The following is a 25,934-nucleotide window of genomic DNA, read 5'->3' on the forward strand; positions in this document are numbered from 1 at the left end:
CGGACAGCAATGTCTTTCCGTTTTGTCGAGTGGCTGAACCACAATCGGGACGTATTCATCGCGAATATCGCAGCTTTGGGCTTTGTTTGGGCTTGAAATCTGTTTAAGTCCCGTTAAACGCAGATAATGCACCCCAATCCTTGCAATCTCTAAAAGCTGAACCGATTCGGGTTGATTCGTTAACCCTTTTAGAATCGGATGACTTTATATTGCACCTAGAATTTCCAACTCTGTCTAGAAAAAAATAGCAAGATGTAGGGAAAGTTTGGCTGGTGGAACCGCGAGGCCTAAATTTTTTAATTATCGAAGACAATTTGTGAAATTAATAGCAATTTACAAGTTGTAGAAGCAGCCTTTGAGAAAATAAAACAGCCAGCGATCGCGTAAACTTAAACACGATTAACACAACAGGAGCTTTCCATGTCCCATTTGCTGCGGATGATTCTACCGTTGCTAGTATTGCTCCTGAGTGTCACTGGTCTTTTTCTTAGTTCCTGGATTGTTATCCCCGCTCCAAATATGACGTTAATCGTATTAGGGGTAGGTGCGCCTGAAGTAAGCAACTGGCTGATGGTGCTAAACGCAGTAGCTATTCTGTTAGCAATAGTAGTAATGCGTGGCAGTAAACTTAAGGGCGCGAAGCGTTACTCTCGCATAGCTGTGGCTGCTAGTTTGCTAGCACTGTTTCTGAGTTCCTTGCCAGCTTTGCAACTGAGTTCGACAGAACAGCGTCTAAACCGTGCAATGAGCAACGCGCTTGGCTCCGACTATAGCGTAAATCTGCCAAATAATGGGCTTTTACCCATGCGCGATCGCCCCTTCGTTCTGGCTGATGCATTTAGAGGCATCAATCCCGGTGAAAGTCGCTATACATCTGGCATTCGCTTTGCTCAACCAGATGGCGTACCCCTGAGCATGGATATCTACCGTCCGCCTCAAGTGGGAAAATATCCCGCCCTTGTTGTAATCTACGGTGGCTCGTGGCGCAGCGGAACCCCAACACAAAACTCTGATTTTAGCCGCTATATGGCAGCGCGTGGCTATACTGTCTTTGCAATTGATTATCGTCATGCACCCTTGCATCGTTTCCCCGCCCACCTGGATGACGTGCGTACCGCCCTAGCCTTCATCCGCCAGCACGCAACCGAGTATGAGGCTGATATAGAACGCATGGCTTTGCTTGGGCGTTCGGCAGGCGGACATTTGGCGATGCTAGCAGCTTATCAGCCTGATGCTATGCCTGTTCGGGCTGTTGTCAGTTACTATGGCCCTGTTGACCTTGCGGGAGGCTATGCCAGTCCGCCACGCCCCGATCCTATCGATACGCGAGCTGTTTTAAGGGCATTTCTGGGTGGAACGCCCGATCAACTGCCCCAGCAGTATAGTCTTGCCTCTCCTATTAACTATGTGAAGCCTCAATTACCGCCAACTTTATTAATACATGGAAGTCGCGATAATTTAGTGCAATTTAAGTTTATACAGCAGATGCACGAACGTTTGCGTGCAGTTGGAAACACTGCTGTTTTGCTGGAAATTCCTTGGGCTGAACACGCTTTCGATGCTGTTTTTCAGGGGTTTAGCAACCAGTTGGCGCTTTACTATACTGAGCGATTTCTCGCTTGGGCGCTGCGCTAATACCATTTTGGATTGTGAAAGCTTTTGCCTAGAGTGGATTTCAGAGTATTTATTGTATGTTTGAAGCTAGGAAAGCGATTTTTTGTTATAGAATTTGTACCCCGCGATCGCATTCTTGTTCTCGCCAATAAAATACGCGCTGAAATTCAACGCAATTCACTTTACTAGCACTAAGCCTATCTTTAGTATCTCTATACACCCTGGTCAATTTGGTACTACTGTAGTATTTAAACGAATTCCTGCATAGATTTAACAAGGATTGCAGGTTTTACCCTAAGTTTTTCGTCCAGAAATTCACGCAGGTGTGAGGATAGACCATGCGGCAACTTGTTGGGGGCAGCCTACAATTTGGTGGATTAGTTGTTAAGGCTTTATTAATTTCAAGCATCTATCATATGGTAGATATTTCAGCCGCTAAAGGTCAAAGTATTGAGGCGGTAGAATTTGTCAACGGACAGGAAACAATTAATCAAGATAATCAGGATGCCCAACCTCTGGATCGAGAAGATATTGATGGGATGGGGCAAGTAAACAATGTATCGCAATTGCGGGACGTAAAACCAACAGATTGGGCTTATGAATCGCTGCGATCGCTTGTCGAACGTTACGGCTGTATAGCAGGTTATCCCGACAGCACATTTCGGGGAAATCGTTCGCTAACGCGCTATGAATTTGCCGCTGGATTGAATGCGTGTTTAAGACAAATTGAGAAATTAATTGCCTCTGGTACGGGCGATTTGGTCAGCAAATATGATTTTGCTAAACTGAGAAAGCTGCAAGAAGATTTTGCAATCGAGCTAACAAATCTGCGCGGCAAAGTAGATGCTCTCGAAGCGAGGACAGGAGAACTGGAAGCTACCCAGTTTTCTACAACTACTAAATTAAATGCTGAATTAATTACTTTTCTTGCCGATGCTTTTGGTAAAGAGGCTGACCCCCGAAATAACGCTATTTTGCAGTATCGCGCTCGCCTTACCTTTGATACAAGCTTCACTGGCAAAGACCGCTTGCGAACTCGCTTACAGGCCACTCAAACGGCTAGATTTGACACCTCTACAAAAAACAACGGGCCAACTAATGAAGCTCGTTTAATCGCTACTGGAAACAGCAATAACGATCTCATCCTCAACAGATTAGAGTATCGCTTTCCAGTTGGGGAAAAACTAACAGTTTATCTTGAAGCTAATACAATCGATCCTTCGCTGACATCAGATCCGATTACTCCATTTGCTGAACCTGCTGATGGTGCTGTTTCCAACTTTGGTGAAATTAACCCGATCTATGTTCCTATAGATAATAGAGCAGGCATAGCTGCTAACTACAAATTTAATAACGCCCTCAATCTGGATGTTGCCTACTTTGGTGAATCTGGGGCGGGTACAGATCCATCAGCTAATAATCCTAGCAGCGGATCGGGAATATTTTTAGGTGGCTACAGTGCCTTTGCTCAGTTAAATATTAAGCCAAATGACCGCTTTACAGTTGGCTTAACTTACGTTAATTCTTACTCTCCTCTGAATGGAGTTGATACTCTCACTGGTAGCAGAGCATCTAGAATACTTGTTAATAATACCGCAGGTGTGCCCGTCCCCGTTGTGGGGAATTCATACGGTATAGAAACAAATTACAGGATAACTAATGGCTTTGCGCTTGGTGGCTGGGCGGGTTACACTGCTGCTCGTGCTATAGGTCTTGGTGATGCTGATATATGGAACTTTGCTATTACTTTGGCTTTCCCCGATCTTGGTAATAAAGGAAGTTTGGGCGGGATAATTTTAGGGATGCAACCCAAGGTAACTGGTAGCAGTCGTGCGTTAGGTGCGGCGCTGGTGGCAAATGGACAATTGTCTGAAGGAAGAAGCGATCGCGATACTGGATTCCACATCGAAGCTTTTTATAGATATCATTTAACGGATAACATTTTAATTACTCCTGGCTTCTTTTGGCTGACAGCACCTAACCATGATGCCCGTAATCCTGATGTTGTGATTGGTGTTTTGAGAACAACTTTTCTTTTCTAGTGGCACTAATGTCAGGATTTGATAACTTTTGGATAATCCAAAAATCTAAGTCTTAGGATAGTAGCGATCGCCGCCCTGTTCTACTAAGAATAATCTATTACCGCAGCAACGGGGATTTACTTGCTATGCCACAAAGGAAATGGCTATTTTTAATTTTATTTTCTGCCACTCTAGCTATAACTTTGCTGGTTGGGGGTTTGAGAAGCGATCGCGTCTTCGCGCAAAAGGGAAGCGATTCTAAACAAAAATTAGTGATGGTTACTTCCGCTGACTATCCACCTTATGAGTTTCGAGACACTGCAACTGGTAGTGCTGATATTATCGGCTTTGACGTAGACATTGCTAAAAATATTGCGCTTCAGTTAGGGTTTGAACTTGAAATTAAAGATACAGACTTCAGCGGTATAATTCCTGCATTGCAGTCGGGTCGTGCTGACTTTGCTATGGCTGGTATGACTCCGACAGCAGAACGCAGGAAAAATGTAGATTTCTCCGATATTTACTACGAAGCCAAAAATACAATTGTTGCGAAAAAAGGTAGCAACTTTACCAAGCCAGAAGATTTAGCAGGGAAAAAAGTCGGAGTTCAGTTGGGTTCGACTCAAGAAAAAGCAGCGAAAGAATTTAAGGATGTAAAGCTTGTAGCGCTTAATAAGACTGGGGAAATAATCCAAGAAGTTAAGTCAAAGCGGATCGCCGCTGCAATTATAGAAGATACAATCGCGAAGGGTTTTATCGCCAACAATCCAGATTTGGAATTTAACACGATTCCAAATAAGGGGGAAGCTGGCTCTGCGATCGCATTTCCCAAAGGCTCCAATCGAGTCAATGACTTCAACCGCGTATTGGCGCAAATGAAGCAGAGCGGTGAAATAGAAATTCTAGTTAAAAAGTGGTTTGAAAATCAGGGCAAAACTGAACCCCCCGCTAGCAGTTCAAGCTTATCTTTTGCCAAAATAACTTCCCGGATTCCTTTTATTCTAGAAGGAATATTAGTTACCTTACAATTCACAGCAATATCGGCAGTTTTGGGGTTCATCTGGGGAACCATTCTGTCTTTGTTTAAGATTTCCACGATTAAGCCACTGCTTTGGTTTGCTACAGCCTACACATCAATATTTCGAGGCACGCCGCTACTATTGCAAATAGCTTTAGTCTATTACGCAACGCCTCAACTAACTGGATTTAATATTCCCGCCTTATTAGCAGGCGTAATTACCTTTACTTTAAACTCAGGAGCTTACATTTCTGAGACAATTCGTGGCGGTATTCTTGCAGTTGACAAAGGACAACGGGAAGCGGCTTTATCCTTGGGTGTTCCCTACAGACCGATGATGCTAGATGTGATATTGCCGCAGGCGATAAAAAATATTTTGCCAGCGTTGGTGAATGAGAGTATTGCACTGCTCAAAGACTCGGCGTTAGTTTCCACAATTGGTGTCACCGACTTATTGCGCCGTGCCCAAATTGTAGGAGCAGAGCAATATATTTACTTTGAACCTCTGTTATTTGCTGGTGCGATTTACTATTTGATGGTTATGAGTTTAACATGGGGGGGCTATGCGCTCGAACGAAGATTACAACGCAGCAGTTAAGGTTGAAAATTTGCATAAATCCTTTGGCAACCTTAAGGTGCTGCAAGGAATTTCGACTGAAATTGGGCACGGTGAAGTTGTAGCGATTATTGGCCCTTCTGGGTCGGGTAAATCAACTTTTCTGCGCTGCATGAATTTACTGGAAATACCGACTTCGGGAAAGATTTATATCCAGGGATCTGATATTACATCCCGAAAAACAAACATTATGAAGATTCGTCAGAATGTTGGGATGGTGTTTCAACATTTCCATCTGTTTCCGCACATGACCGTCCTGAAAAACGTCACCTATGCGCCAATAAAGGTGAAGCACCTTTCTCCGGAACAGGCGCGGCAAGAAGGCTTGGAATTGCTGTCAAAAGTTGGTTTGGGGGAAAAGGCGGATGTTTATCCTTCTAAATTGTCGGGGGGACAGAAGCAGCGTGTTGCGATCGCTCGTTCTTTGGCGATGAAGCCGGATATCATGTTGTTTGATGAACCAACTTCAGCACTCGATCCAGAAATGGTTAAAGAAGTTTTGGAGGTGATGAAAGACCTTACCAAAACTGGCATCACGATGGCAATTGTGACGCATGAAATGGGGTTTGCGCGAGAAGTTGCCAATCGCATTTTATTTTTGGATAAGGGAAATTTGGCTGAAGATTCGCCGCCTAGCGAGTTCTTTACTAACCCGAAGTGCGATCGCGCCAAACAATTCCTTGAAAAAATGTTGTAACGACTAAATTTAAGCAGAATCGCTCTCTACTCTGACTCTCTTAACCATTTTACAAAGCGATTTCCGAGAAAATTTGCCTTACTCAATTTGGCTGGACTTTCCCTGGTGTTGGTTATTTTTTACTAAGAGTTAAACCACCTTAATACGTCCCCGACGAAGGGCACGATATAGACGGTTAACTATCCGGTGTTCTTCTTCCTCAAGAGCATTTTCCAGAAATGCTGTTCTCAAGACACGCTGCTCATGAGCTGTTATCTGATGAGAATTAGCAATTCGAGCTGCAATTTCGTAAATCTCAGATTGCCAGAAAGAGCCTTGTGAACTAATACAGGTTTCCATATTTAAACCTTTTTGAGGAGCCATTGTTTTTCAACAAGCAACTTCATTATAAAAAGCTGAAAAGTGCTAATCAATTATCATTAGGTAGATCCTGGCGAGGATGCTAGCCTTATTTTTAAACGTTTTTGGTAGCTAATTGTAGGCAGTACAATTGGCAATTTAGCCGCTGGGGAGACGCGAACGAATCTGCGTCTCTACAAAAGGACGGACAATCAGAGGCTGCCAGGGTTTAGCTGGCTGGAAGATTGCCTTTACCAGCGATATATCTTTTGTTTAGTAGAAGCATATATTAACTACTTAATTATATGCGTAAGTACCACCTTTAGAGGATGTGTGAAAAATATCTAAATATATGATCGAAAAAGCGATCGCGTAGTCAAGCATCTCGATGTAGAGTATTGATGCTTAAACTCTTAGTTCCTGCGCGTTCCTCTCAGAATCGTTAATATAGCTTTTTAAAGGTTTTCTTAAACTTGGGGGGAGTATTAGAGATTGGGGCGACTTACAAAGCTATTTAGCAAAACCTTTAAGTTAAAAGACAGTGCCAAACATCCCAACAATATGGTGATAACTGCGATGGGATAGGCGAACCAACGATTATCCTGCTCTATTTTTAGAGACTTGATATTTGAATCTTGCACAAAGGCATTGATCTCAGAGGCTTTGCCCCCTGTAGAGCTAAAACTGATATTAATTGGGAAGTAGAGTTTCCCGTCAGCCGTTAGCAGGACAAGCTGATTTGATTTCCCCTTTGTCTCAACCTCTGCTTTCTTTAACCCATCGAGTGGGAAAGGAGTTACGGTTTCCCCCTGCAAACTGGACAGCACGAGTTTACACATACCCAGACGTTGGAGGCGATCGCATTCCAACGTTGCCAGTTGGGGATTGAGCAAAATTACTCCACCTTGGACAACCAAAACAACCCCTGCAACCGTTGACCAGAATGCTTTCTGTACTTCTGCGGAAACGCCATGAATTTCAAATGAGGTATATCGCGGTTTCGATTTTCTAGAGCCTTTGTTAGAACTTCCCATGCTTGCCTTCATCTTGTAGGGCAATTGAAAAAGATAAATGTAAACTTGGTTAGATACAAGCTGGTTCAACCTAACTCCGGTTTGGGTTGAGAATCAAAAGCATTCAGGCGATGGGTGTTATATTGTTTACCTTTTATGTTGCTATTTAACCCCGGCTGTCGCCGTCCCCCTTACCAACGGGGACTACAGGAGTACCTCATTTGTCACAAACATTTAGGTAATCCATATTAGGTTTAGCAAATCCCTCAAAGTCAGGCTGCGCTATCTTTTGGCACTGGTCGAATAATTGCTGGCGCCGAGGGTTTGGCTGGTTGAAAAATTGCTTGCAGCGCCCGTTCGAGTGTTTCAGCCATAACGATGCGGTTCTCGTAGACAACAATTACTCTTACTAATGTCGGCAGACTATTTTGTTCTGCTTCTAGATAAAGTGGTTCAACATAAAGTAGAGATTTTTCAATCGGAATTACCAATAAATTCCCCTGAATTGCTCTCGAACCTTGGCGATTCCACAAGGAAATTTGCTGGGATATTTCCGGATCTTGGTTAATCAAAGCTTCAATTTGCTCAGTTCCGTAGACCAGTTGTTGCTTGGGAAATTGATATAACAATAACTTGCCGTATTCTGAACCATCCGAACGCGCCGCCAACCAGGCAATTAAATTAGTACGTTGCGTAGGAGTAAAAGGAAGGAGCAAAATAAACTCTTCCTCGTACTCTGTTGGCAGCTTCATAATTAGATAATAAGGCTGCACTGGTCGAGGTTCGCTGCCATAAATCTCAGTGGGAACTTGCCAAAGGTCTTCCCGGTTGTAGAATACTTGCGGATCTGTCATGTGATAAGCCAGCAAACGTTCGGATTGGATGTTAAAAAAGTCCACCGGATAACGCAGATGACTGCGGAGGGTAGCTGGCATGGTATCCAGAGGTTTTAGCAAGTCGGGGAAAATTGCACTCCAGGTCTTAATGATGGGGTCTTGGGGATCGGCAGCATAGAAATTAACATCACCGTTGTAGGCATTGATGACAACTTTGACGGAATTGCGGATGTAGTTAAATTCGTTTTTGCCAGGGTCGGAATAGGGATAGCGATCGCTCGTAGTATATGCATCGATAATCCAGTAAAGATTATTTTGTTGGCTATCTGTTTTTTCACGCTCCTTATCGGCGTCAGCAACTATTAAATAGGGGTTTTTATCGAAGCGCAAAAAAGGAGCGATCGCGCGAACTCTATCTCTAATATTCCGGCGGAATAGAAGCTTTGTTTGCGGCGTAAAATTACGGGTAAAAAGCATCTGCCAGTCTTTTAAATACTCGGCAAATAACAGGCGCTGCCACAAAGCTCCAATTGCTACCCCGCCGCTGCCATCATACGTGTTGTAGACATTTTCGTTGCCGCTGGGATAGTCTAACTCAGCAGCTCTAGTTGGGGTCATTACATAGGTGTTAGTAAGTTCACCGTAGTAAATCCGGGGTATGCCAATAGGAATACTCGCTCGAATGCGATCGTTTGATGTCCCTAAAGCGGTGGTAGGATTTGCATTTGTGGCAATATCTTTAACATAATAATCTGGAAGTCCGCCTGGGGCGACTTTATTCACAGGACTAAGGGTAAAACCGTAACCATGAGTATAAATTAAATGTTTGTTAACCCAAGTCTTGGCTTCTTCTGGAACCGCATTGTAATCTAACTCTCTAGCAGCAATAATGACTTGTTGCTTGTCTGTATCTACATCGTTTATCTTCAGGGTGTATCTGTCAATATCAGCATCTAAAAATTTGTAGTAAAGCCGGATTTGTTGTAACTGCTGATTAGTTTTCAGGAGGGGATTCGTATCCCAGAGGCGAATATTGCGAATCGTCTTGTCGTTCTTCTTTAGGTCAGCAGCGCTTAGTTCTCCTTGCGGATCGAAGATTTTTACTTCAATATTTTGCAAATCAAATGCTGCCCTTGTTAGGGCAATACTGCGTTCTAGGTAAGGCCTTTCTCGCAGCAGTTCATTTGGTTGAACGATAAGACGTTGCACTACTGCGGGTAAGGCTCCCCCTGCTAAGGCGCCGACCACTACATACACTCCTAGCGCCAATAAAGGCCATCTTTGTACTCGCCCTTTGCTCCTGAACCAGAAAAGCATTCGCCATAGCAAAAAAGCTGCACTCACAAGTGAGAATATGCTCAAAATGGTATGGATTGGCAACAGCAGGTTCGATTCAGTGTACCCAGAACCGTAAATCGCGCCAATAGGTGAATACAGCAATTCATAGCGCTTCAGCCAATAACGGAGGGCAAGAGCCAGCATTAGCAAGCTACCCAGTCCGTATAAGTGGCGCAACTGGGGTCGCGAAAATCCAGGAAATCTACCTTGGCTCAGGCTATCTCCTGATAGTAAATAAAGCAGGGTGACTGCTACTATACAAAATAAAAATAGGCCGAATAGCCAAAATTCCAGTAATTCCCAAGCTGGTAATTTAAAAACATAAAAGCTAATATCTTTTTCAAATAAGGGGTCAACGCTTTTAAAAGTTGTGGGCTGGAAATATTGCAACATCCTCGCCCAGTTTGCTGACAGCACCAGACCAAAAACTAAACTTATGGCTAGGGCGATCGCTCTCAACACAAACTGAGGATAAATCAACACCAGCACCGCCGCTGCTAAGACAAAACCAAGCGGGCCTACTTGAGACAATACTTGCTTACCCAAAGGCCAAATCAAATCGAGTTTAAATCTCGCTGGTAGGGGAGGAGATATTTCAAAACTGAGATTAGGATGCCAATAGGTTGCTGCTATTTGACCATAGTGGAGTAGCATCAACCCAATCAGCAAACTCAATCCCACCACTATGGGCAACAGCGATCGCAAATTTAGAAGCGATGACTTAGGACTTAGAACTGAGTGCTGAGGAGTGAATAAAGACTCCGGACTCCGGACTCCGAACTCTGGACTTATGGGGGAGCTTTCTTGGGAATATTTTAATCGCTCTGCCAGGGTCAAATTGAGAAGTAAAAATGCACCTGAAACGCTAAGCGCGATCGCCCATAATACGAGTTGAGTTCTTACCCTCAGCAGAAATGACTTTAAATATCCAACTTCCTGAAACCAAAAAACATCTGCTGCCAGGTGAGCGACTAGATCGAAAGCTAGCCACACTCCTAGCAGCAGTATAATAAGTCGAGTAATTCTGTTCATCGTTCATTGTTCATTGTTCTATTACTTCTAACTATGAACCATGAACCATCAACTATGAACTATGAACTATTAGCTAAACTGTTCGCCTACATCTAGGTTAAACAGCGTTTGCAGCGCTTGCATAGCTTTGCGCCTAGCTTCGATATCTTGCTGCGATCGCAGTTGCACCATCGGATCGTGCAGAATCTTATTTACAATTCCGCGTGTTAGTGCCTCGATGATTTCTTGATGTTTGTCAGCAAACTCAGAACCCAGGCGAGATAGGGCTTTTTCTAATTCTTGAGCGCGGATGGTTTCCATTTTGTCGCGCAAGCAGCTAATAGTTGGAACCGTTTCCAAACTGCGCCACCACACTTCAAAAGCTTCCACCTCTTCTTCGAGCAATCCTTCGGCTTCCATCGCCAGACGCCGCCGACTTTCCTGGTTTTGAGCCACTACCGCTTTCAAGTCATCGACATTGAATGCATATACGTTATCCAGCTCGTTAACATCAGCATCCACGTTGCGCGGTACTGAGATGTCGAATACCATCAAACGGCGATTGGGTTCGAGAGTTGCTTCCAACTTCGACCGATCCAGCAGGGGTTCTGTCGCGGCGGTGCTGGTGAAGACTATATCAGAGGTAGCGATCGCCCCCGTCATTTCCCCAAGCTCATAAATTTGCAGGCTTGCTTCTGGGAACTGGCTCGCCAATTCTTCCGCCCGTTTTACACTGCGGTTCACAATTGATATCTGGACTGCTCCCTTAGCTAATAAGTGTTGCACCAAGAGTCGCGACATTTTGCCAGCGCCGATAATTGCTACTCGACAAGCAGCTAAATTTTGCGCTTTCAACTGCGCTAACTCCACAGCCGCCGAACTAATGGAGACAGCACCAGTCCCGATACTTGTTTCCGTGCGAACCCGCTTTCCAGCCGTGAGCGCTTGTTTGAACAAACGGTTCAGCAGGCTGCCAATGCCATTGTATTGCTGTCCCAGTTTGTGAGTATGTTTGACTTGAGCGAGAATTTGGCCTTCTCCCAGCACCAGACTATCTAACCCACCTGCTACCCGCATCAGGTGCATGACGGCATCGGTGTGTAATAAAACAAACAGGTGATGCCGCAGATGATGTAAGGGTAATTTGCTGTGATCGGAGAGAAACTGGGTGACTTCGCGCACTCCCTGTTCAGTTTCCCTAGCAACGATATAAATTTCTAGGCGGTTACAGGTGCTGAGGATAGCAACTTCTTGGATGTGCGGGTAGCTGGTTAGTTGAGCGATCGCGCTTTCACAACTAGCTTCTGGAATGCTCAGTTTTTCCCGCACTTCCACTGGTGCCGTCTTATGACTTAGCCCCACGACTGCAATATTCATCTTGTTTTACAGTGTTCTCAAATCGTCAGGTTTGCAGGCTGTAAATTTGTCAATTCAGGCAATTTATAAAGTTGTCAAGTTAGAAGGTTGGGCAAATTCGCCACCCCGGAGACCCTCTGCGGGTGTCAATTTGACGAATTTGCAACTTTTAACCCTTTAACGATCTTAAACCTTCTAACTCTTTATTTACCGCAATTGCAGCGACTTGGGTTTTTCAAACATATGGATGGTGTCAACAAATCGCGCCGTCTGCGACTGGCTGGAGATTACCAAGCTCTGAGTCCGTGCGCCACCGCTGAAGAAACGCACGCCTTCCATCAGCGTACCTGGGGTAATACCGCAAGCTGCAAACAGAACCGTGTTGCCACAGGCGAGTTCTTCGGCGTTGTACACTTTGTCTGGGCTGGTAATGCCCATTGATGTCAACCGTGCGATATTGCTTTCTTTGCTTTCGCCAATCAAGCCTGTTTTGACTACCTCTGGATCGTAGATCAGCTGGCCTTGGAAGTGTCCGCCCAAGCAGCGCATTGCAGCAGCAGAAATTACGCCTTCTGGTGCGGCTCCGATTCCCATGAGGGCGTGAATGTTTGTTCCAGCAAAGCCACAGCAGATGGCAGCAGAAACGTCACCATCGCTGATCAGTCGCACTCTGGCGCCAGCTTGACGGATTTCTTGAATTAGCTCTTTGTGACGGGGACGATCCATCACCACTACTACCAGTTCCTCAATAGAGCGATTTAGACAATCGGACAAAATTTTGAGGTTTTCGGTAGCTGACTTGTTGATATCTACATGATTTTTAGCTGCTGGGGGTGCAGCGAGTTTTTTCATGTAGAAGTCAGGCGCGGCAAATAGACCGCCTTTTTCGGAAATGGCTAATACTGCCATTGAACCATTTTGACCGTAGGCAACCAGGTTTGTACCTTCGCAGGGGTCAACTGCGATGTCAATTTCAACCAGTTCGTCTGGGTTGCAGAAAGTTTTGGCGTCTTCACGGGTACATATACCGACTTCTTCGCCGATGTAGAGCATGGGGGCGTCGTCTCTTTCGCCTTCGCCGATGACGATGCGACCCCGCATATAGATTTTATTCATCCGCTCCCGCATAGCTTCTACGGCTACTTGGTCAGCGATGTTTTTTTCGCCTTTCCCCATCCACCGTGCGGATGCCATCGCGGCTTGTTCTACAACCTCTATGATTTCTAAACCGAGTGTATTTTCCACTAAGACTATCTCCCAACTGCTTGATTTTGCGTCGTTTATTCGGGCTGCTACCAGTAGACAAGTCTACCAGAGTAGGTATGCCCTCTAGGGCGAGTGTTGTATCGACCTGTGTTAAGTTTTGCTTCCGATAGCGATCGCTTTTTGTCTGAGCAGTACATTTGTACTGTAAATAAATAAGTAGAACTGCTCTCCAAGCGTCTGTATTTGAGGCAGAAAAATTAATGGCAACCTACCCATTTCTAGTTCGCCAACCCACGAAACACTTCAAAGTGGAATTAGAATAATGCAACTATTAAAAACTTATATAAAAAGTGGTGCTGGGGCCTATGTCGATGTTCGAGAGGGCGATCGCGCTAGAGTTGAGACTATTAATATGACAAGTTGATTTATGGAAAATAAAAGAAAAATTATGAATAGTCGGAACTTGCTCAAAAGATACGCTGCTGGAGAAAGATATTTTGCTTAAATTAGCTTCGCCTCGCGATTTGGAATAAAAAAAATTGCGTAAAATTAACTTGAGTAGAGCCGATTTGGATAACGGCCGATTGGAGCGATACCAACCTGAGTGGGGCTAACTAGCGCCAGTATTGATCTAGGCTAGATAAAGTTCATATAAAATCGACAACTTTAGAAAATGCTGAACTTTCTCAACCCTCTCTTAGGTCGTCATCCAGAGCGTATCAAAGCCAATGTAGAAATTTACACTTGGCAAACTTGCCCTTTCTGCATTCGGGCAAAAATGTTGCTGTCGTGGAAAGGCGTTAAGTTCACGGAATATAAAATTGATGGCGATGAAGCAGCTAGGGCTAAAATGTCTGAACGTGCCAACGGACGCCGCAGCGTGCCCCAGATTTTTATCAACAATCAGCACGTTGGTGGGTGTGACGATATTTATGCGTTGGATACAAAAGGCCAGCTAGATCCGCTGCTAGCCGAAGCAGCTTTAACCTAGAATTAGTCAGCGCAGACAGGAGTCGGTTGTATAGCCCGGGCTTCTAGGGTGCGGGCAATATCAGACTATGACAGTTAACGATCCAGGATATCTAATTCACCAACAATGGATGAGTCGTGCCTTAGAACTTGCAAGATTGGCAGGAGAAGCGGGTGAAGTTCCAGTTGCTGCGGTAATTGTTGATGCTAATGGTAACGCGATCGCTTGCGCCGAAAATCGCAAAGAACGCGACAACGACCCTACAGCACACGCTGAAATCTTGGCCATCAGAGCAGCGGGAAAAGCACTGAAAAACTGGCACCTGGGCCAATGCACTCTCTACGTCACCCTGGAACCTTGCCCGATGTGCGCTGGTGCAATAGTTTTAGCTAGGCTTAAACTTCTCGTTTACGGTGCAGACGATCCAAAAACTGGCGCAATTCGTACTGTTGCTAATATTCCCGATAGCGCCTGCTCTAATCATCGCTTGCCAGTTCTTGGCGGTATCCTAGAATCCGCCTGTCGCCAACAACTGCAATCGTGGTTCGCCTATAGAAGGCAAAAGTAACAAGGCAAAACTGAAAAGAAAAGAGTTTTTTTACCCAAATAGCACGGGTTGTCCTCCTGTCTGCTAAATCTAACGTCTCGCGTTTAGCAAGATCTAACTGATGACAGCCCTAGAAGTGTCCCTCTGGTACAAGACAGCAGAGACTAAAAAATCTAGTTTAGATATAAGGATGCCAATAAACCCTGAATTCCAGATGACTCAGCTCGACTCCTCAGAACAGAACATAGAGACGACAACACCAGGTAAGAGTGTTCCTTTTAGTCCCGGCCTTTCCCCCTGGCTACCCCGCATCGTCTATCCGCTGGGACGTTACGTTGTGATGCCCTTTTACTTTGGCAGGATGGAAGTTTCTGGGCAGGAGCATATTCCCAAAACCGGGCCAGTTATTCTAGCTCCAACCCATCGGTCTCGCTGGGATGCGTTTGTAGTACCTTACGCGGCAGGTAGACTGGTCACGGGGCGCGATCTGCGACCTATGGTTTCAGCTAATGAAATGAAGGGGCCGCAAGGCTGGGTCATTCGACGCATGGGCGGGTTTCCTGTGGATACCGAGCAACCAGGTATTGGCAGTTTCCGTTATGGAGTAGAGCTACTCCATAAGGGAGAAATGGTTGTTATTTTTCCAGAGGGCGGCATCTATCAGGATAATCGCGTTCATCCTCTCAAGCGGGGTCTGGCTCGGATCGCTCTGCAAGTTGAATCTAGCAGTCCAGGATTGGGTGTGAAAATTCTCCCCATCAGTATTATTTACAGCGAACGAGTACCGCACTGGCGCTGCGATTTTACAGTAAATATCGGTAGCCCTTTGAATGTGGCTGATTATTGCAATGTATCGCCTAGACTTGGTTCGCAAAAGCTAACTGCTGACCTGGAAGCGACGCTTAAACAGCTAGATGGTGAAAGAGCGATCGCTCCCTCTCCTATTCAATCCTCTACTTCTCTAGAAAACGTTCCCAGCGCTCAGCTGTAGGTTATTATCTCCGCGTTCTCAGCTATAAGCTGGGAACGCAAGTTTAGAGCGCTGCTGACAAGGCCAATTTTTAAATTTTTCACCATTAATAGAAAATATTCACTCGTGGGTGTTGGGCGATCGCTTCCTAGCAGGCGATCTTTTTCCATACCCCAAAATATTAAATTTTTCCGAATTTATCTTTACACTCCTTGAATTTGCAGTTATTGATAGAAGCAATATACTTCTTCCCCCCTAAGACAGATTTATGGGACAAGTGCTGCATTATCCAGTGCAACTCTCTTTCAAATTTTGGGCGTTAGCACCCCAAATATTAGTCACAGATGCACATGGCAATCTAGTTTTTTATGTAAAACAAAAACTCTTCAAACTCAAGGAGTCTGTTACTGTATTTGGCGATGTCGAACAGACTTCTCCCTTGTATACAATCAATGCCGATCGTATCATAGACTTCTCAGCTCGCTACAATTTTACTGATAAAAACGGATTTCATATAGGTGCAGTGAAGCGGAGGGGGATGAAATCCCTTTGGAAAGCGCGTTTCGATATTTTTGATGGTGATACTAATGTCTTAACTATCAGCGAACAAAACCCTTGGGTAAAAGTCTTTGATGCCTTATTACAAGAAATTCCTATTGTCGGTATGTTAAGCGGGTATGTCTTCCATCCTGTTTACCAAGTTTCCCGACCAGACGGGAATGTTGTTATGCGGTTGGAAAAGCAACCTTCTTTTTTATCGAGAAAATTTACTATAAAACAGGTCGATCAACTCAGCGACATTGAAGAGACGCGGGTTTTGCTTAGTATTCTAATGATGATTTTATTGGAGCGCACTCGCGGCTAATTCCATTTTATATTTTGGATTTTAAAACCAAAATACCAACGTGAAGTCTAAAACAAAACTGTAAGTAGAGGGACTTAATAATTTGTAGGAGGAGTAGAGCGATCGCTCTACCCCCCCTACCTTTGTCAATGTTGGGTTTGTCGCTCAATCCAACCTACAAAATAATATTTATTAATTCGGTTGTTCTAGTTATAAAGGAGCGATCGCCTACAATTTTATGCTGAATTTGGATAATCAATCATGTAGAGACGGCGATTTATCGCGTCTGTACAACAAACAACTAGACACCCAAATTTAACTCCCAACCGTTCAGCGTCCCAGTATCCAACTGAGCAAAGTCTACTACCCGCAATTGCCACCTACCCGATGCTGGCACGTTGATCAATTGCCCTAATATTGGTGTACTTTGCACCGAATAAATTGTTTGCAACTGAGTTGCAGAACCCAGTACGCGACTTTGCAACAGCACCGTCCTACCATCAGGAGCAATCAAACTAACCTCTATATCCCCCAAAAAGCTGTGTTCGATATTGACGCTTACTTGAATATCTCGCACTCGGTTGTTATCACTAATTGAAATAGCACTGCTAATACCTTGGGGATTGTCATCGGGAATGGCAACGCGGTTGTCATTACGTCCCTGAACGCGCCGGGAAACTGACCCTTGAACCTTCTGCTGTTGGGCTGCTTGGACAGCTTTAAAAGCATTGACTTTGCCATAGCCAAACCACTGCGAGTAACCGTTGGCATCATAAGTGCCTAATTTTAGACCCAGTTGGGGGTCTGGATCGGTGTCAACAATTTTGTCAGCGGTTTGTTGCAGAATTCGCTTAACGTCCTTGGCGGTAAGATCGGGGTTGGCTGACAGTATAAGTGCGGCTACTCCGGCGACAATTGGACAGGCGCTGGATGTACCGCCGAAGGTTCCGGTGAAGTTGCTTTTGTCGTACCCCGCAGCGCCCATTTGGTCGGTGGTGAATACGCCCAAGCCGGGGAGTGTTATGTCTACTTCGGGGGCGGTAGGAATTAAGCCTGTTTTTTCAAACCACATCCCCGGCGGCGCGTTGTTGCTGGGGGCGCAAACGGATATGCTTGTTCCCCAGTTGCTATAGGCGGCTTTTTTATTGAGGCTGGTAGAGGAAGAAACAGCGATCGCATCTGGATGAACCGTAAAACCTGCTAGCCACTGGGTTGACCCTTTGAGGATATTATCCGGCCAATCGCGTTCGTTAACCGTTCCGTTGGTAGGACGATTGGCATTACCTGCGGCGAAGACTATTACACAACCTTTACCATTGCGTCCAGATGTAGCGGCGCGGGTAAGGGCGGCGCGTTGTCGCAAGGAAAGGGGAAAATATACGGCTGCTGGCCCCCAACTACAGGATATGACCGAAGCTCCATTCTTCACAGCATGGCCAAACACCTGTTCGATGCTTTCATCATCCAAGTATCCTGTAGTGCGGATGGGCATAAAGGCACAACCGGGGGCGACTCCTACTATGCCACTGCCGTTTTCTTCTGCTATTGCTATCCCCGCGCAAGCTGTCCCGTGACTCGGTTCGCCTCCTTCGGGTAAGGGTACGAAGTCGTTATCTTGGAAGTCTTTGGGGGCAACAATTTTGCCCTGACCCTGAAAGTCTGGGTGGTTGATGTCAAAGCCATCATCGGTGACAGCGACGACGATGGAGCGATCGCCTTTAGTTATATCCCACGCTTTCTCAACAAAAATGTGGGAATTACTTGCTATCTGAAATCCCTTGCCGCTGTTGTTAAGATACCACTGTTGCGGATATAAGGAATCTGTGGGGTGGTAATGCTTTTCTTGTCGCACGACGATATTAGGTTCAGCTACAAGTACCTCTGAACGCGCCATCAATCGGTTAGAAATTTTGACAGGATTTTCCCCAGCTTGCTGGGTAACTTGATAAACGAAGGTGTTAGGAATTCCCTCTACTGGTTTGAGCATTTTTAAGCCCAATTCAGCTATAATTTCCTCCCTCTTTTGTTCATCCACCTGCGAAGCAAATTGAATCGTTACTTGGTCGGTCAAGTATATGAGTGTTGCTGGACTATCTTTAAGTTGGTAGACGTGACTAGCAAAGGCAACATCATCTGAAGTTCTTGCCGCCTGCATTGCTTTATCTCGAAGTGCAGGGTCAACTCTAAACTCTTGTAAGGATGGGGATTGTCCGCTTTTTGTAGGAATTTCGCCTGCCCGTTGGGCATTTGGGATTTGCTTTGGTAATTTGGTATTAGGTGAAGTGAGGCGGAGGGTGAAGCGATCGCTTACTTTTTCCAGCGCCAGTTCTTCACCACCCCGCTGTAAAATGTTACCCACGCTTTCTTCGGGTACGCCCGCCACTTGGGCATTTGCTTGGCTAGATTCAGGCGGATTACCAGGGCTGTTCATATAATAAATTACTCCTGAATATTATTTCTTTTTAACTAGCGATCGCCTCTTTCATTTTTTACTAGCTAATTGCTAATTTATTGCTTGTTATTCATAATTTCTAAAACTTTCCTTCCCTCCTCTCCCACTGGGGAGACGCGATAAATCGGCGTCTCTACAATATTCCCTCGTATCATATCCGTTCAATTGACCTGAATAAAAATTTCCCCGCTTCACCGCGTCCCCGCATCAGTCTTAACTAAGGGTATTCAACCGGACACGATATCACTCGCCAATTTCCCATTCCCCATTCCCCATTCCCCATTAATTAATAGGTAGTTCAACTATAAAACAAGTTTCTTTTGATTTACTCTTTACCTGAATTGATCCTCCTAAATAACTTACCAATTTTTGCACCAGCGCCAGCCCCAGACCAGTTCCACCATGTTTCCAGGGGTCGTTACTAGGAATGCGATAAAACTTGTCAAAAATGCGGGGAATTTCAGTGACGGGAATTTCCACACCAGAATTGCTCACGCTTAACTGAATTATTCCCGCTTTAGTACGCGCACTTACTGTAATTTGTTCTTCCGGTGGAGTGTACTTACAAGCATTATTAAGCAACTCTGTGAGAATGCGAGCCAAAATGTACGAATCAGAAATCAGACCAGGAATTTCAGGAGCAATATCAATTTGTAATAGTTGTTGATGTTTCTGTGCTTGATATTCAAAGGGTTCGACTACGTGAGGAATCCAGTCTTGTAAATTAATTAGTGTTTTGTCTAAATCTTGAGCCGCTACATTGAGTTGCTGCAAGTCCAGCAGATCGTCTATAAGCTTTAGTTCCCGTTCGCACTCATCATTCAACAGATCGAGGTAAATAGCACTTGGACTAGATTCTGCATTGAAATTGCCTACTTTAGAACAAGAACCGCATTCTTCATTTATTGATTCCAACATTTGCAGCGCCATTTTCATGTTTGATAAAGGCGTTTTTAGTTCGTGAGAAACGGTCATCAAAAAATCGTCTTTTAGGACGTTAATTTTTTCCATTTCCTTCACTTGAGCTTGTGCAGCTTGGTAAAGCCGAGCTTGACGAATAGCGATCGCGCATTGATTTGCCACCTGCTGTATCAAGCGTATTTCTAACTCATTAAATACATATTCTTTGTTAGTCACTAACCATAAATCGCCCAACACGCCTTGATCGTCAAAAATAGGGCAAGCTAGCGTTGCTAACCGCTCGTAATTACCATCGAGTCGAGCGGAAACTATTTTACAAAATTGCAAATACTGGCCTTGCAGTAGCTGAGAGTATATCTCAGGAAAATTAGCTATTTGCACCACGCGCCCCTGAGATGAGGGCGTTGAAGTTGCATATTCATAACAAATAGTGGAAGTAGCTGCGTCAAGGTCATACAACGCTGTATGGCAGTATTCAACTCCAAGGACAATTGCTAATTCTTGTACAGCTGTTTGCAAAATATTACTTTCGTCGAGGCTGTCGCGCACTTTGTCGGTAATGCGTTTGAGCATTGCTTCAAATTTGAGAGCCTGTTGCAACTGAGCTGTGCGTTCTTGTACCTGAAGTTCGAGGTTTGTGTTGAGCTTAGCAAGCTGTTGATAAAGTTCAGATTGTTGAAGGGCGATCGCAAGCTGTCCTGCCAGTTGTTCTAGCAAATCTATTTCAAATTGGTGCCATTGACGGGGTGCCAAACAGTGATGGGCAATTAGCAGCCCCCACAAGTTTTCCCCTTGTAGAATAGGTACTACCAAATTAGCTCTAATCTGAAATTGAGCCAGTAAATCTACATGGCAAGGAGCCAAACCTGCTGTGTAAATATCCGTTACTGCTTTAATGTAACCCTGTTTATAGTCTTGAACATAGGATTTAGCAAAGCAGAGGTCATGTATTGTTTTTCCCACGATAGAAGTCCAAGCAGAATCTACCGACTCCACTGCAACAACCCCACTCCAGTCTGATTCAAAGCGATAAACAATTGCTCGATCGATTTGAAGAAAATGCCGCACCTCAGTTACTGTAGTGGTGAGAATTTCCTCTAGGTTAAGAGACTGGCGAATGCGAGTTGCGATCGCTCCCATCAGTCTTTCCCGTTCGTGCTGGTATTGTAATTCCGCATTTGCCCGACTAGCTTGAACCAGACGATGCAAGCGCTGACGCAATACTGCCCAGTGGATGGGCTTGGTGACATAATCGGTAGCACCTGACTCAAATGCTCTATCGACAGATGCTTTATCCTCAAGGCTAGTGATCATCAATACAGGCGTGCCAGATGGCATATTACTACTAGCAAGCGCTCGTAATTTGCTACAGCAAGTAAACCCATCCATAACGGGCATCATGGCATCTAGCAACACTATATCGGGACGTTTGCGAGTGAAAGCAGCTATTGCCTCTTCCCCGTTACTAGCCTGTATTACTTGATACCCCTCTTGTTCCATCATGCAGCACAACTGCGTCCGCATAAACCTATCGTCATCGACGATAAGCACGGAGGGGGAATCTTGGTGAGTGGGAGTGAAATTCATACCTGACTCCGGTGGCGTTCCATGTTCAAAGCCGCCTTAACCCTTTCATACTCTGTTTGAATTTCTAACACTTTCACGGATGCAGCTTGAATATTTTCACAGCGGCTCATTGCTTCAATTTTTTTGCACAAATTAGCGAGATTTGTAGCACCAAGGGCAGCACTGCTGGATTTAAGAGTGTGGGATGCGTGATTTAGAGCGATCGCATCTCTTTGCTCAACTCCCGTTAACATTGATTGTAATAATTTTGGCGCATCTTCTAGATAGCAATCAATCAATGTAGTCAGGATGTGCGAGCTGTTTTCTCCGAGTGTTTGACAAAATTCTTGCAGTATTTCCCTATCGATGGAAGTGTCTGCTACCACCTGCCTAGTGCTGAGTGGAAAGTTATCATTAGTTTGCTGCCCAAATCTGGAAATTTCTAAGCTACTCTCTTGTGTGCTGACACCGCTTATGGGCTGACATTTCTTTAAAGCCTCAACCACTTGTGCCATTCTGAAGGGCTTGCTAATGTAGTCGTCCATGCCTGCATCAAGGCACTGTTGGCGATCGCCTTGCATGGCGTTAGCTGTCATAGCAATAATCCGAGGACGCAAACCCAAGGGCCATTCCTGACAAATCTGCCTTGTCGCCTCCAATCCATCCATTTCTGGCATCTGCACATCCATCAGCACCACATCATAAGGTTGACGGCGCAGGGATTCCAGCACTTCTAGCCCATTGCCAGCCACATCTGCTCGATACCCAAGCTGTTGCAGCAGGCACACGGCGAGTTGCTGGTTTATCCTGTGATCCTCGGCTAAAAGAATCCGCAATGGTAAGCTTTGGGAGAGTTTGAGGTCTAATTCACTTAGGTTGGAGGGCGATTTGGTGAAACCAGAGCGTTGGTCGGCTGTAAAGGCTTTTCGCTGCTTCGACATCGCTAGAGAAGCAAAAATAGTGGTTACGGCATTGTAAAGCTGGGATGGTTTAATCGGTTTGGTCAGGTAAGCTGCGAATTTTACCTTATCTACAATTTCTCCCTTCTCTTGCTTGCCCAATGAGGTCAACATTACTAAAGGTAAGTCTTGGCCATTAGGTAACAAGCGTATTTCTGTCGCCAAAGTTAATCCATCCATCTTTGGCATTTGCATATCTAAAAGGGCCATGTCAAATGCCTGCCCCTCACGCAGCCAGCCTAGAGCTTCTTCCCCAGAGGATGCTGCCTGCGTCACCATCCCCCACGACTGTGCTTGCAAGGTCAAAATCTGGCGGTTGGTAGCATTGTCATCCACAATTAACAGTCTTTTTCCAGTTAACTGCGGGGTAGCATTTAGTTCGACAAGCGGGGAATCTGGAGAAGATGGGGCAACTAAGGTGAAATAAAAACTAGAGCCTTCCCTTTGTAAAGATGGGTTTACATACAAGGGCGGTTCCCAATTATCAGGAGGATTTCCTCCTACTACGCCTCTGGTCTCAACCCACAGCCTGCCACCCATGATTTGGCTCAAACGCTGGCTAATAGCTAATCCCAACCCAGTACCGCCATATTCGCGGGTTGTAGCGGAATCAACCTGGCTAAAGGACTTAAACAAACGATGCATCCGGTCTGAAGGGATGCCAATTCCCGTATCTTTGACGGCAAATTGAATTTCGTAAATAGAGGATTGGGAATGAATTGTCCCAATTTCGGAGTCCTTGTAGAGACGCCGATTTATCGCGTCTCTTAATTCCCCATTGCTAATCCCTATAGGAGAAGCTGCGTTCTCCACCCCTCCCTGTTGTACAGCCGAGCGATCGCATCTGGCCTGTTTTGCCGAAACTGTTACTACCACCTCGCCAGTTTTAGTGAATTTGACCGCATTACTGAGTAGATTTACTAAAATTTGGCGCAGTCTAGTCACGTCGCCAATTATCGTGCTGGGGGTTCCTGGCTCGATCAGGTAGGCTAACTCTAAACCTTTTTCACAAGTAGCGGGAGCAACTAAATCCAGGGCACTTTCGATGCACTCTTGCAGGTTGACGGGTTGTTCTTCTAATTCCAGCTTGCCTGACTCAATTTTGGAAAAGTCTAGGATGTCGTTAATGATGGTGAGTAAGGTATCAGCACTACTGCGGATTGTTTCGGCAAAATTTCGTTGCTGGGGCGATAGCTCTGTATCGAGCAATAATCCGGCCATGCCAATTACTCCGTTCATGGGGGTGCGGATCTCATGGCTCATTGTGGCCAAAAATTCACTTTTGGCACGGGTTGCTTCCAGCGCCTGCTTAGTAAGGATAATTTCAGTCTCCACAGCTTTTTTAGCTGCAAGCCGCATCTCCAGTTCATCCATGACGATATCGGCTAAATTTTGGAGAATCTCCTTTTCGGCTTCTGTAATATGACGGGGTTTATGGTCAAGTACGCAGACAGTTCCCAACCTGTAGCGATCGCTTGTCACTAACGGAGCCGCTGCATAAAACCGCAGCCCAAAGTCTCCAGCTACCAATGGGTTAGACAATGTGCGCGGGTCTACTTTAGCATCTAGTACGGCGTAAATATCTTCTTGCAAGATCGCGCTTGCACACAGTCCTGGTTCGCGTCCAATCTCCTGCACTTCTAGCCCATGATGAGATTTAAACCAGATGCGATCGTGGTCAACAATGCTAACAATTGCAATTGGTACGTTAAAGAATCGGGAGGCTAGGGCTGTAATCCGGTCAAAAGCTCCATCAGGAGGTGTGTCCAGAATGTCGTAGCGCCGCACCGCTGCTAGTCGCTCCGCTTCATTTAAGGGAACCATATAAATATACTTGACTAACTTATATTACTTTAGCTGTATAGCCCTCGTGAAATAATCAGCAATAACGCTTAAAGGGCATCATATAAAAACTGAATTCTACTAAGTAATAATGTCCTTAGGGCAATTCGGTTCATTTAAGAGCGAACTGAGGGTTAATTGACTTTTTTACTTTGCCTTTAGCTGGTTTAAATCATGCTCAAAGGCTTCTTGCTCTCGAATAGGTATCTTTAGTAAAAAATACTTATTTTCTCTCAATAATCTGCGATCGCCGTTTTCATTTGACTGGCCTACAGCAAAAATAGTGGAATGAAAGCTGCGCCGTACAAATCCTCATCAATAATATAAATTTTATTTATTCATGATGCTGCAATTTATGACGACCGAAAAATAAATAAGTTTTACAAATTGCTTTGTAAGCTAACAAGCCAAAGAAACTAAAATTCCATACTAAAGATTGAAAAGCAGGGATTAAAAAGAAATTACAATATTGTCTCTTCTGTCACTCTTCCCGGACTCCGGACTCTTCCTCTCCCCGGCGAGTGGAGTTACCTTTAAAGCAGAGGTCGCGGAACTTTCTGGCAATCGTCTAAGTCTAGTTGCGGGCAAGGCTTGGGGAATATCCTTTGCAGTTGTATATCAACCCACTGGGGTCTGGCAATGGTAAGATAACCCCAAGTTTAGCAATTTTGCTGTTTCTGCTCACCCACTAGAATTACTACATGGTATCTTCTGGAACTGGTCGTCGCACTGGCTTTACTTGCCTTTTTTCCTTACCCCTCGCGGGACTAATGGCGCTGATGCCATCGGCGCAGGCTCAAAACAGGGTTCCAGCACTACCAGCACAAGACCCCGGTCAGGCACAGCCCGACTTGACCGACCCCAATAATCTCCGCCCGTTGAACCAGGATGGTAGCATTCTGAGTTTGCAGGGTGGACAGCGTTTAATGGCTGAGGCTGTTAATGCGGTTGGGTCACAGAACTATGCTGCGGCTGGCAAAAAACTTCAGGAAGCCCGCCAGGTTTTTAATCAGTTATCTAATTTCTACCAACAACTATCCACGAGTTTCTCAGGCATTGACAATCGGGTTTCTGACGATAACCGCAAAAAAGCTCTTGATACTGCCCAAATGCGGGATGACGCTACCTATCAGCTGGCACTCGTACACCGGGCGCAAAATCAGCCAGAACTGGCAGTGCCTTTGTTGATTCAGATCATTCGCAGCCAAAATCCCACCCGCGACTTAGGCAAAAAAGCTTACCAGCAGTTGTTGGAACTGGGGTTTGTAGATTCTCCCTTTCCTCGCGCTAGCGAATCTACCTCCTCAACGCCTTCGCCAAAACCTTCGTCAACGCCTTCGTCAACGCCTTCGTCAACGCCTTCGTCAACTCTACCCAAACGCTAAATTATACTTATGGGTGTTGTAGTGCGGTAAGGGCGGCTTCGGTTTCTTAGCACGTCTGCTGTCTGCCCGCGAAAATTAAGCCGCGCTTTGCCCCCTACAAAAATTGAAGTATAACGGGAGTTTTAATGGTTAGCCCAGCTCAGGTAGAGACAATGATTAAGGCAGCATTGCCAGATGCTCACGTGCAGGTTCAAGATTTAACTGGCGGCGGCGACCATTATCAATTAGTAGTCGTATCATCCCAGTTTGAAGGCAAGAGCCTCGTGCAGCAACACCAGCTAGTCTATAAGGCGGTTGGGCAAGCAATGGCTACAGAAGCTATTCACGCGCTAACTTTCAAAACCTACACTCCTCAAACTTGGGAGGCTGCTCGTCAGGTTGTTTAAGCTCAAGAAGGCGCCGCTTCTGTCAAC

At 45.2% G+C, this 25,934-nt stretch carries 19 protein-coding genes; 10 read left to right on the forward strand and 9 right to left on the reverse strand.

The features are described 5' to 3' along the window. The first annotated feature begins 420 nt into the window (after nt 1-420). The 4 genes from H6F77_RS13795 to H6F77_RS13810 all read left to right on the forward strand — a co-directional run bounded on the left by H6F77_RS13795 (nt 421) and on the right by H6F77_RS13810 (nt 5,966). Entirely contained in the window at nt 421-1,635 is a 1,215-nt protein-coding gene (locus H6F77_RS13795; RefSeq protein ID WP_190489301.1) for an alpha/beta hydrolase, read from the forward strand. A gap of 317 nt (nt 1,636-1,952) precedes the next feature. After that, nucleotides 1,953-3,656, forward strand: a complete 1,704-nt coding sequence (locus H6F77_RS13800) for an iron uptake porin (RefSeq protein ID WP_199321333.1) — start codon at nt 1,953-1,955, stop codon at nt 3,654-3,656. Nucleotides 3,657-3,781: 125 nt separating this feature from the next. Further along, nucleotides 3,782-5,251: an ABC transporter substrate-binding protein/permease gene (locus H6F77_RS13805; RefSeq protein ID WP_190489302.1), complete on the forward strand. Its 1,470-nt coding sequence runs from the start codon at nt 3,782-3,784 to the stop codon at nt 5,249-5,251. After that, a complete protein-coding gene (locus H6F77_RS13810; protein ID WP_190489303.1) occupies nt 5,217-5,966 on the forward strand; it encodes an amino acid ABC transporter ATP-binding protein in 750 nt (249 codons plus the stop codon). The genes H6F77_RS13805 and H6F77_RS13810 overlap by 35 nt, the downstream gene beginning before the upstream one ends. 129 nt (nt 5,967-6,095) lie before the next feature. On the opposite strand, the gene H6F77_RS13815 is transcribed toward H6F77_RS13810, so the two are convergent. The 5 genes from H6F77_RS13815 to glpX form a co-directional block, all read right to left on the reverse strand. Further along, nucleotides 6,096-6,305, reverse strand: coding sequence for a hypothetical protein (locus H6F77_RS13815; protein ID WP_190489304.1), 210 nt, complete (start codon nt 6,303-6,305; stop codon nt 6,096-6,098). 485 nt (nt 6,306-6,790) lie between these two features. Then, nucleotides 6,791-7,339, reverse strand: coding sequence for a hypothetical protein (locus tag H6F77_RS13820; RefSeq protein WP_190489305.1), 549 nt, complete (start codon nt 7,337-7,339; stop codon nt 6,791-6,793). A gap of 251 nt (nt 7,340-7,590) precedes the next feature. Beyond that, nucleotides 7,591-10,524: a UPF0182 family protein gene (locus tag H6F77_RS13825; RefSeq protein ID WP_190489306.1), complete on the reverse strand. Its 2,934-nt coding sequence runs from the start codon at nt 10,522-10,524 to the stop codon at nt 7,591-7,593. A 69-nt stretch (nt 10,525-10,593) separates the two neighbouring features. Continuing rightward, nucleotides 10,594-11,880: a glutamyl-tRNA reductase gene (locus tag H6F77_RS13830; RefSeq protein ID WP_190489307.1), complete on the reverse strand. Its 1,287-nt coding sequence runs from the start codon at nt 11,878-11,880 to the stop codon at nt 10,594-10,596. 186 nt (nt 11,881-12,066) lie between these two features. Then, the gene (gene glpX, locus H6F77_RS13835) at nt 12,067-13,104 is read right to left on the reverse strand and encodes a class II fructose-bisphosphatase (RefSeq protein WP_190489308.1); all 1,038 of its coding nucleotides are present in this window, start codon (nt 13,102-13,104) and stop codon (nt 12,067-12,069) included. Between the two features lie 634 nt (nt 13,105-13,738). Here glpX and grxC point away from each other — a divergent pair. The 3 genes from grxC to H6F77_RS13850 all read left to right on the forward strand — a co-directional run bounded on the left by grxC (nt 13,739) and on the right by H6F77_RS13850 (nt 15,573). Beyond that, entirely contained in the window at nt 13,739-14,056 is a 318-nt protein-coding gene (gene grxC / locus H6F77_RS13840) for a glutaredoxin 3 (RefSeq protein ID WP_190489309.1), read from the forward strand. A 67-nt stretch (nt 14,057-14,123) separates the two neighbouring features. Beyond that, entirely contained in the window at nt 14,124-14,603 is a 480-nt protein-coding gene (tadA, locus tag H6F77_RS13845) for a tRNA adenosine(34) deaminase TadA (RefSeq protein WP_190489310.1), read from the forward strand. Between the two features lie 193 nt (nt 14,604-14,796). Further along, nucleotides 14,797-15,573, forward strand: coding sequence for a lysophospholipid acyltransferase family protein (locus H6F77_RS13850; protein ID WP_190489378.1), 777 nt, complete (start codon nt 14,797-14,799; stop codon nt 15,571-15,573). Here H6F77_RS13850 and H6F77_RS13855 read toward each other — a convergent pair. Continuing rightward, a complete protein-coding gene (locus tag H6F77_RS13855) occupies nt 15,564-15,722 on the reverse strand; it encodes a hypothetical protein (protein ID WP_190489311.1) in 159 nt (52 codons plus the stop codon). The genes H6F77_RS13850 and H6F77_RS13855 overlap by 10 nt on opposite strands. A 98-nt stretch (nt 15,723-15,820) precedes the next feature. Between H6F77_RS13855 and H6F77_RS13860 the strand changes: the two genes are divergently transcribed. Then, a complete protein-coding gene (locus H6F77_RS13860) occupies nt 15,821-16,417 on the forward strand; it encodes an LURP-one-related family protein (protein ID WP_242022149.1) in 597 nt (198 codons plus the stop codon). Nucleotides 16,418-16,697: 280 nt separating this feature from the next. Here the strand turns inward: H6F77_RS13860 and H6F77_RS13865 are convergent, their stop codons facing one another. The 3 genes from H6F77_RS13865 to H6F77_RS13875 form a co-directional block, all read right to left on the reverse strand. Further along, on the reverse strand, nt 16,698-18,827 hold the full coding sequence (locus H6F77_RS13865) for a S8 family serine peptidase (protein ID WP_190489312.1): 2,130 nt from the start codon (nt 18,825-18,827) through the stop codon (nt 16,698-16,700). A 303-nt stretch (nt 18,828-19,130) separates the two neighbouring features. Next, nucleotides 19,131-21,356: a GAF domain-containing protein gene (locus H6F77_RS13870; protein ID WP_190489313.1), complete on the reverse strand. Its 2,226-nt coding sequence runs from the start codon at nt 21,354-21,356 to the stop codon at nt 19,131-19,133. Then, nucleotides 21,353-24,118 carry a GAF domain-containing hybrid sensor histidine kinase/response regulator gene (locus H6F77_RS13875; RefSeq protein ID WP_190489314.1) on the reverse strand — a complete coding sequence of 922 codons (2,766 nt, stop codon included), beginning with the start codon at nt 24,116-24,118 and terminating at the stop codon, nt 21,353-21,355. The genes H6F77_RS13870 and H6F77_RS13875 overlap by 4 nt, the downstream gene beginning before the upstream one ends. A gap of 719 nt (nt 24,119-24,837) precedes the next feature. Between H6F77_RS13875 and H6F77_RS13880 the strand changes: the two genes are divergently transcribed. Both H6F77_RS13880 and H6F77_RS13885 read left to right on the forward strand, forming a co-directional pair. Continuing rightward, complete coding sequence (locus H6F77_RS13880) at nt 24,838-25,521, forward strand: hypothetical protein (protein ID WP_190489315.1); 684 nt, start codon at nt 24,838-24,840, stop codon at nt 25,519-25,521. A 125-nt stretch (nt 25,522-25,646) separates the two neighbouring features. Beyond that, nucleotides 25,647-25,907: a BolA family protein gene (locus tag H6F77_RS13885; protein ID WP_190489316.1), complete on the forward strand. Its 261-nt coding sequence runs from the start codon at nt 25,647-25,649 to the stop codon at nt 25,905-25,907. The last annotated feature ends 27 nt before the right edge of the window (nt 25,908-25,934 follow it).

Origin of the sequence: Microcoleus sp. FACHB-831, from assembly GCF_014695585.1 — a bacterium.
Taxonomy (GTDB): domain Bacteria; phylum Cyanobacteriota; class Cyanobacteriia; order Cyanobacteriales; family FACHB-T130; genus FACHB-831.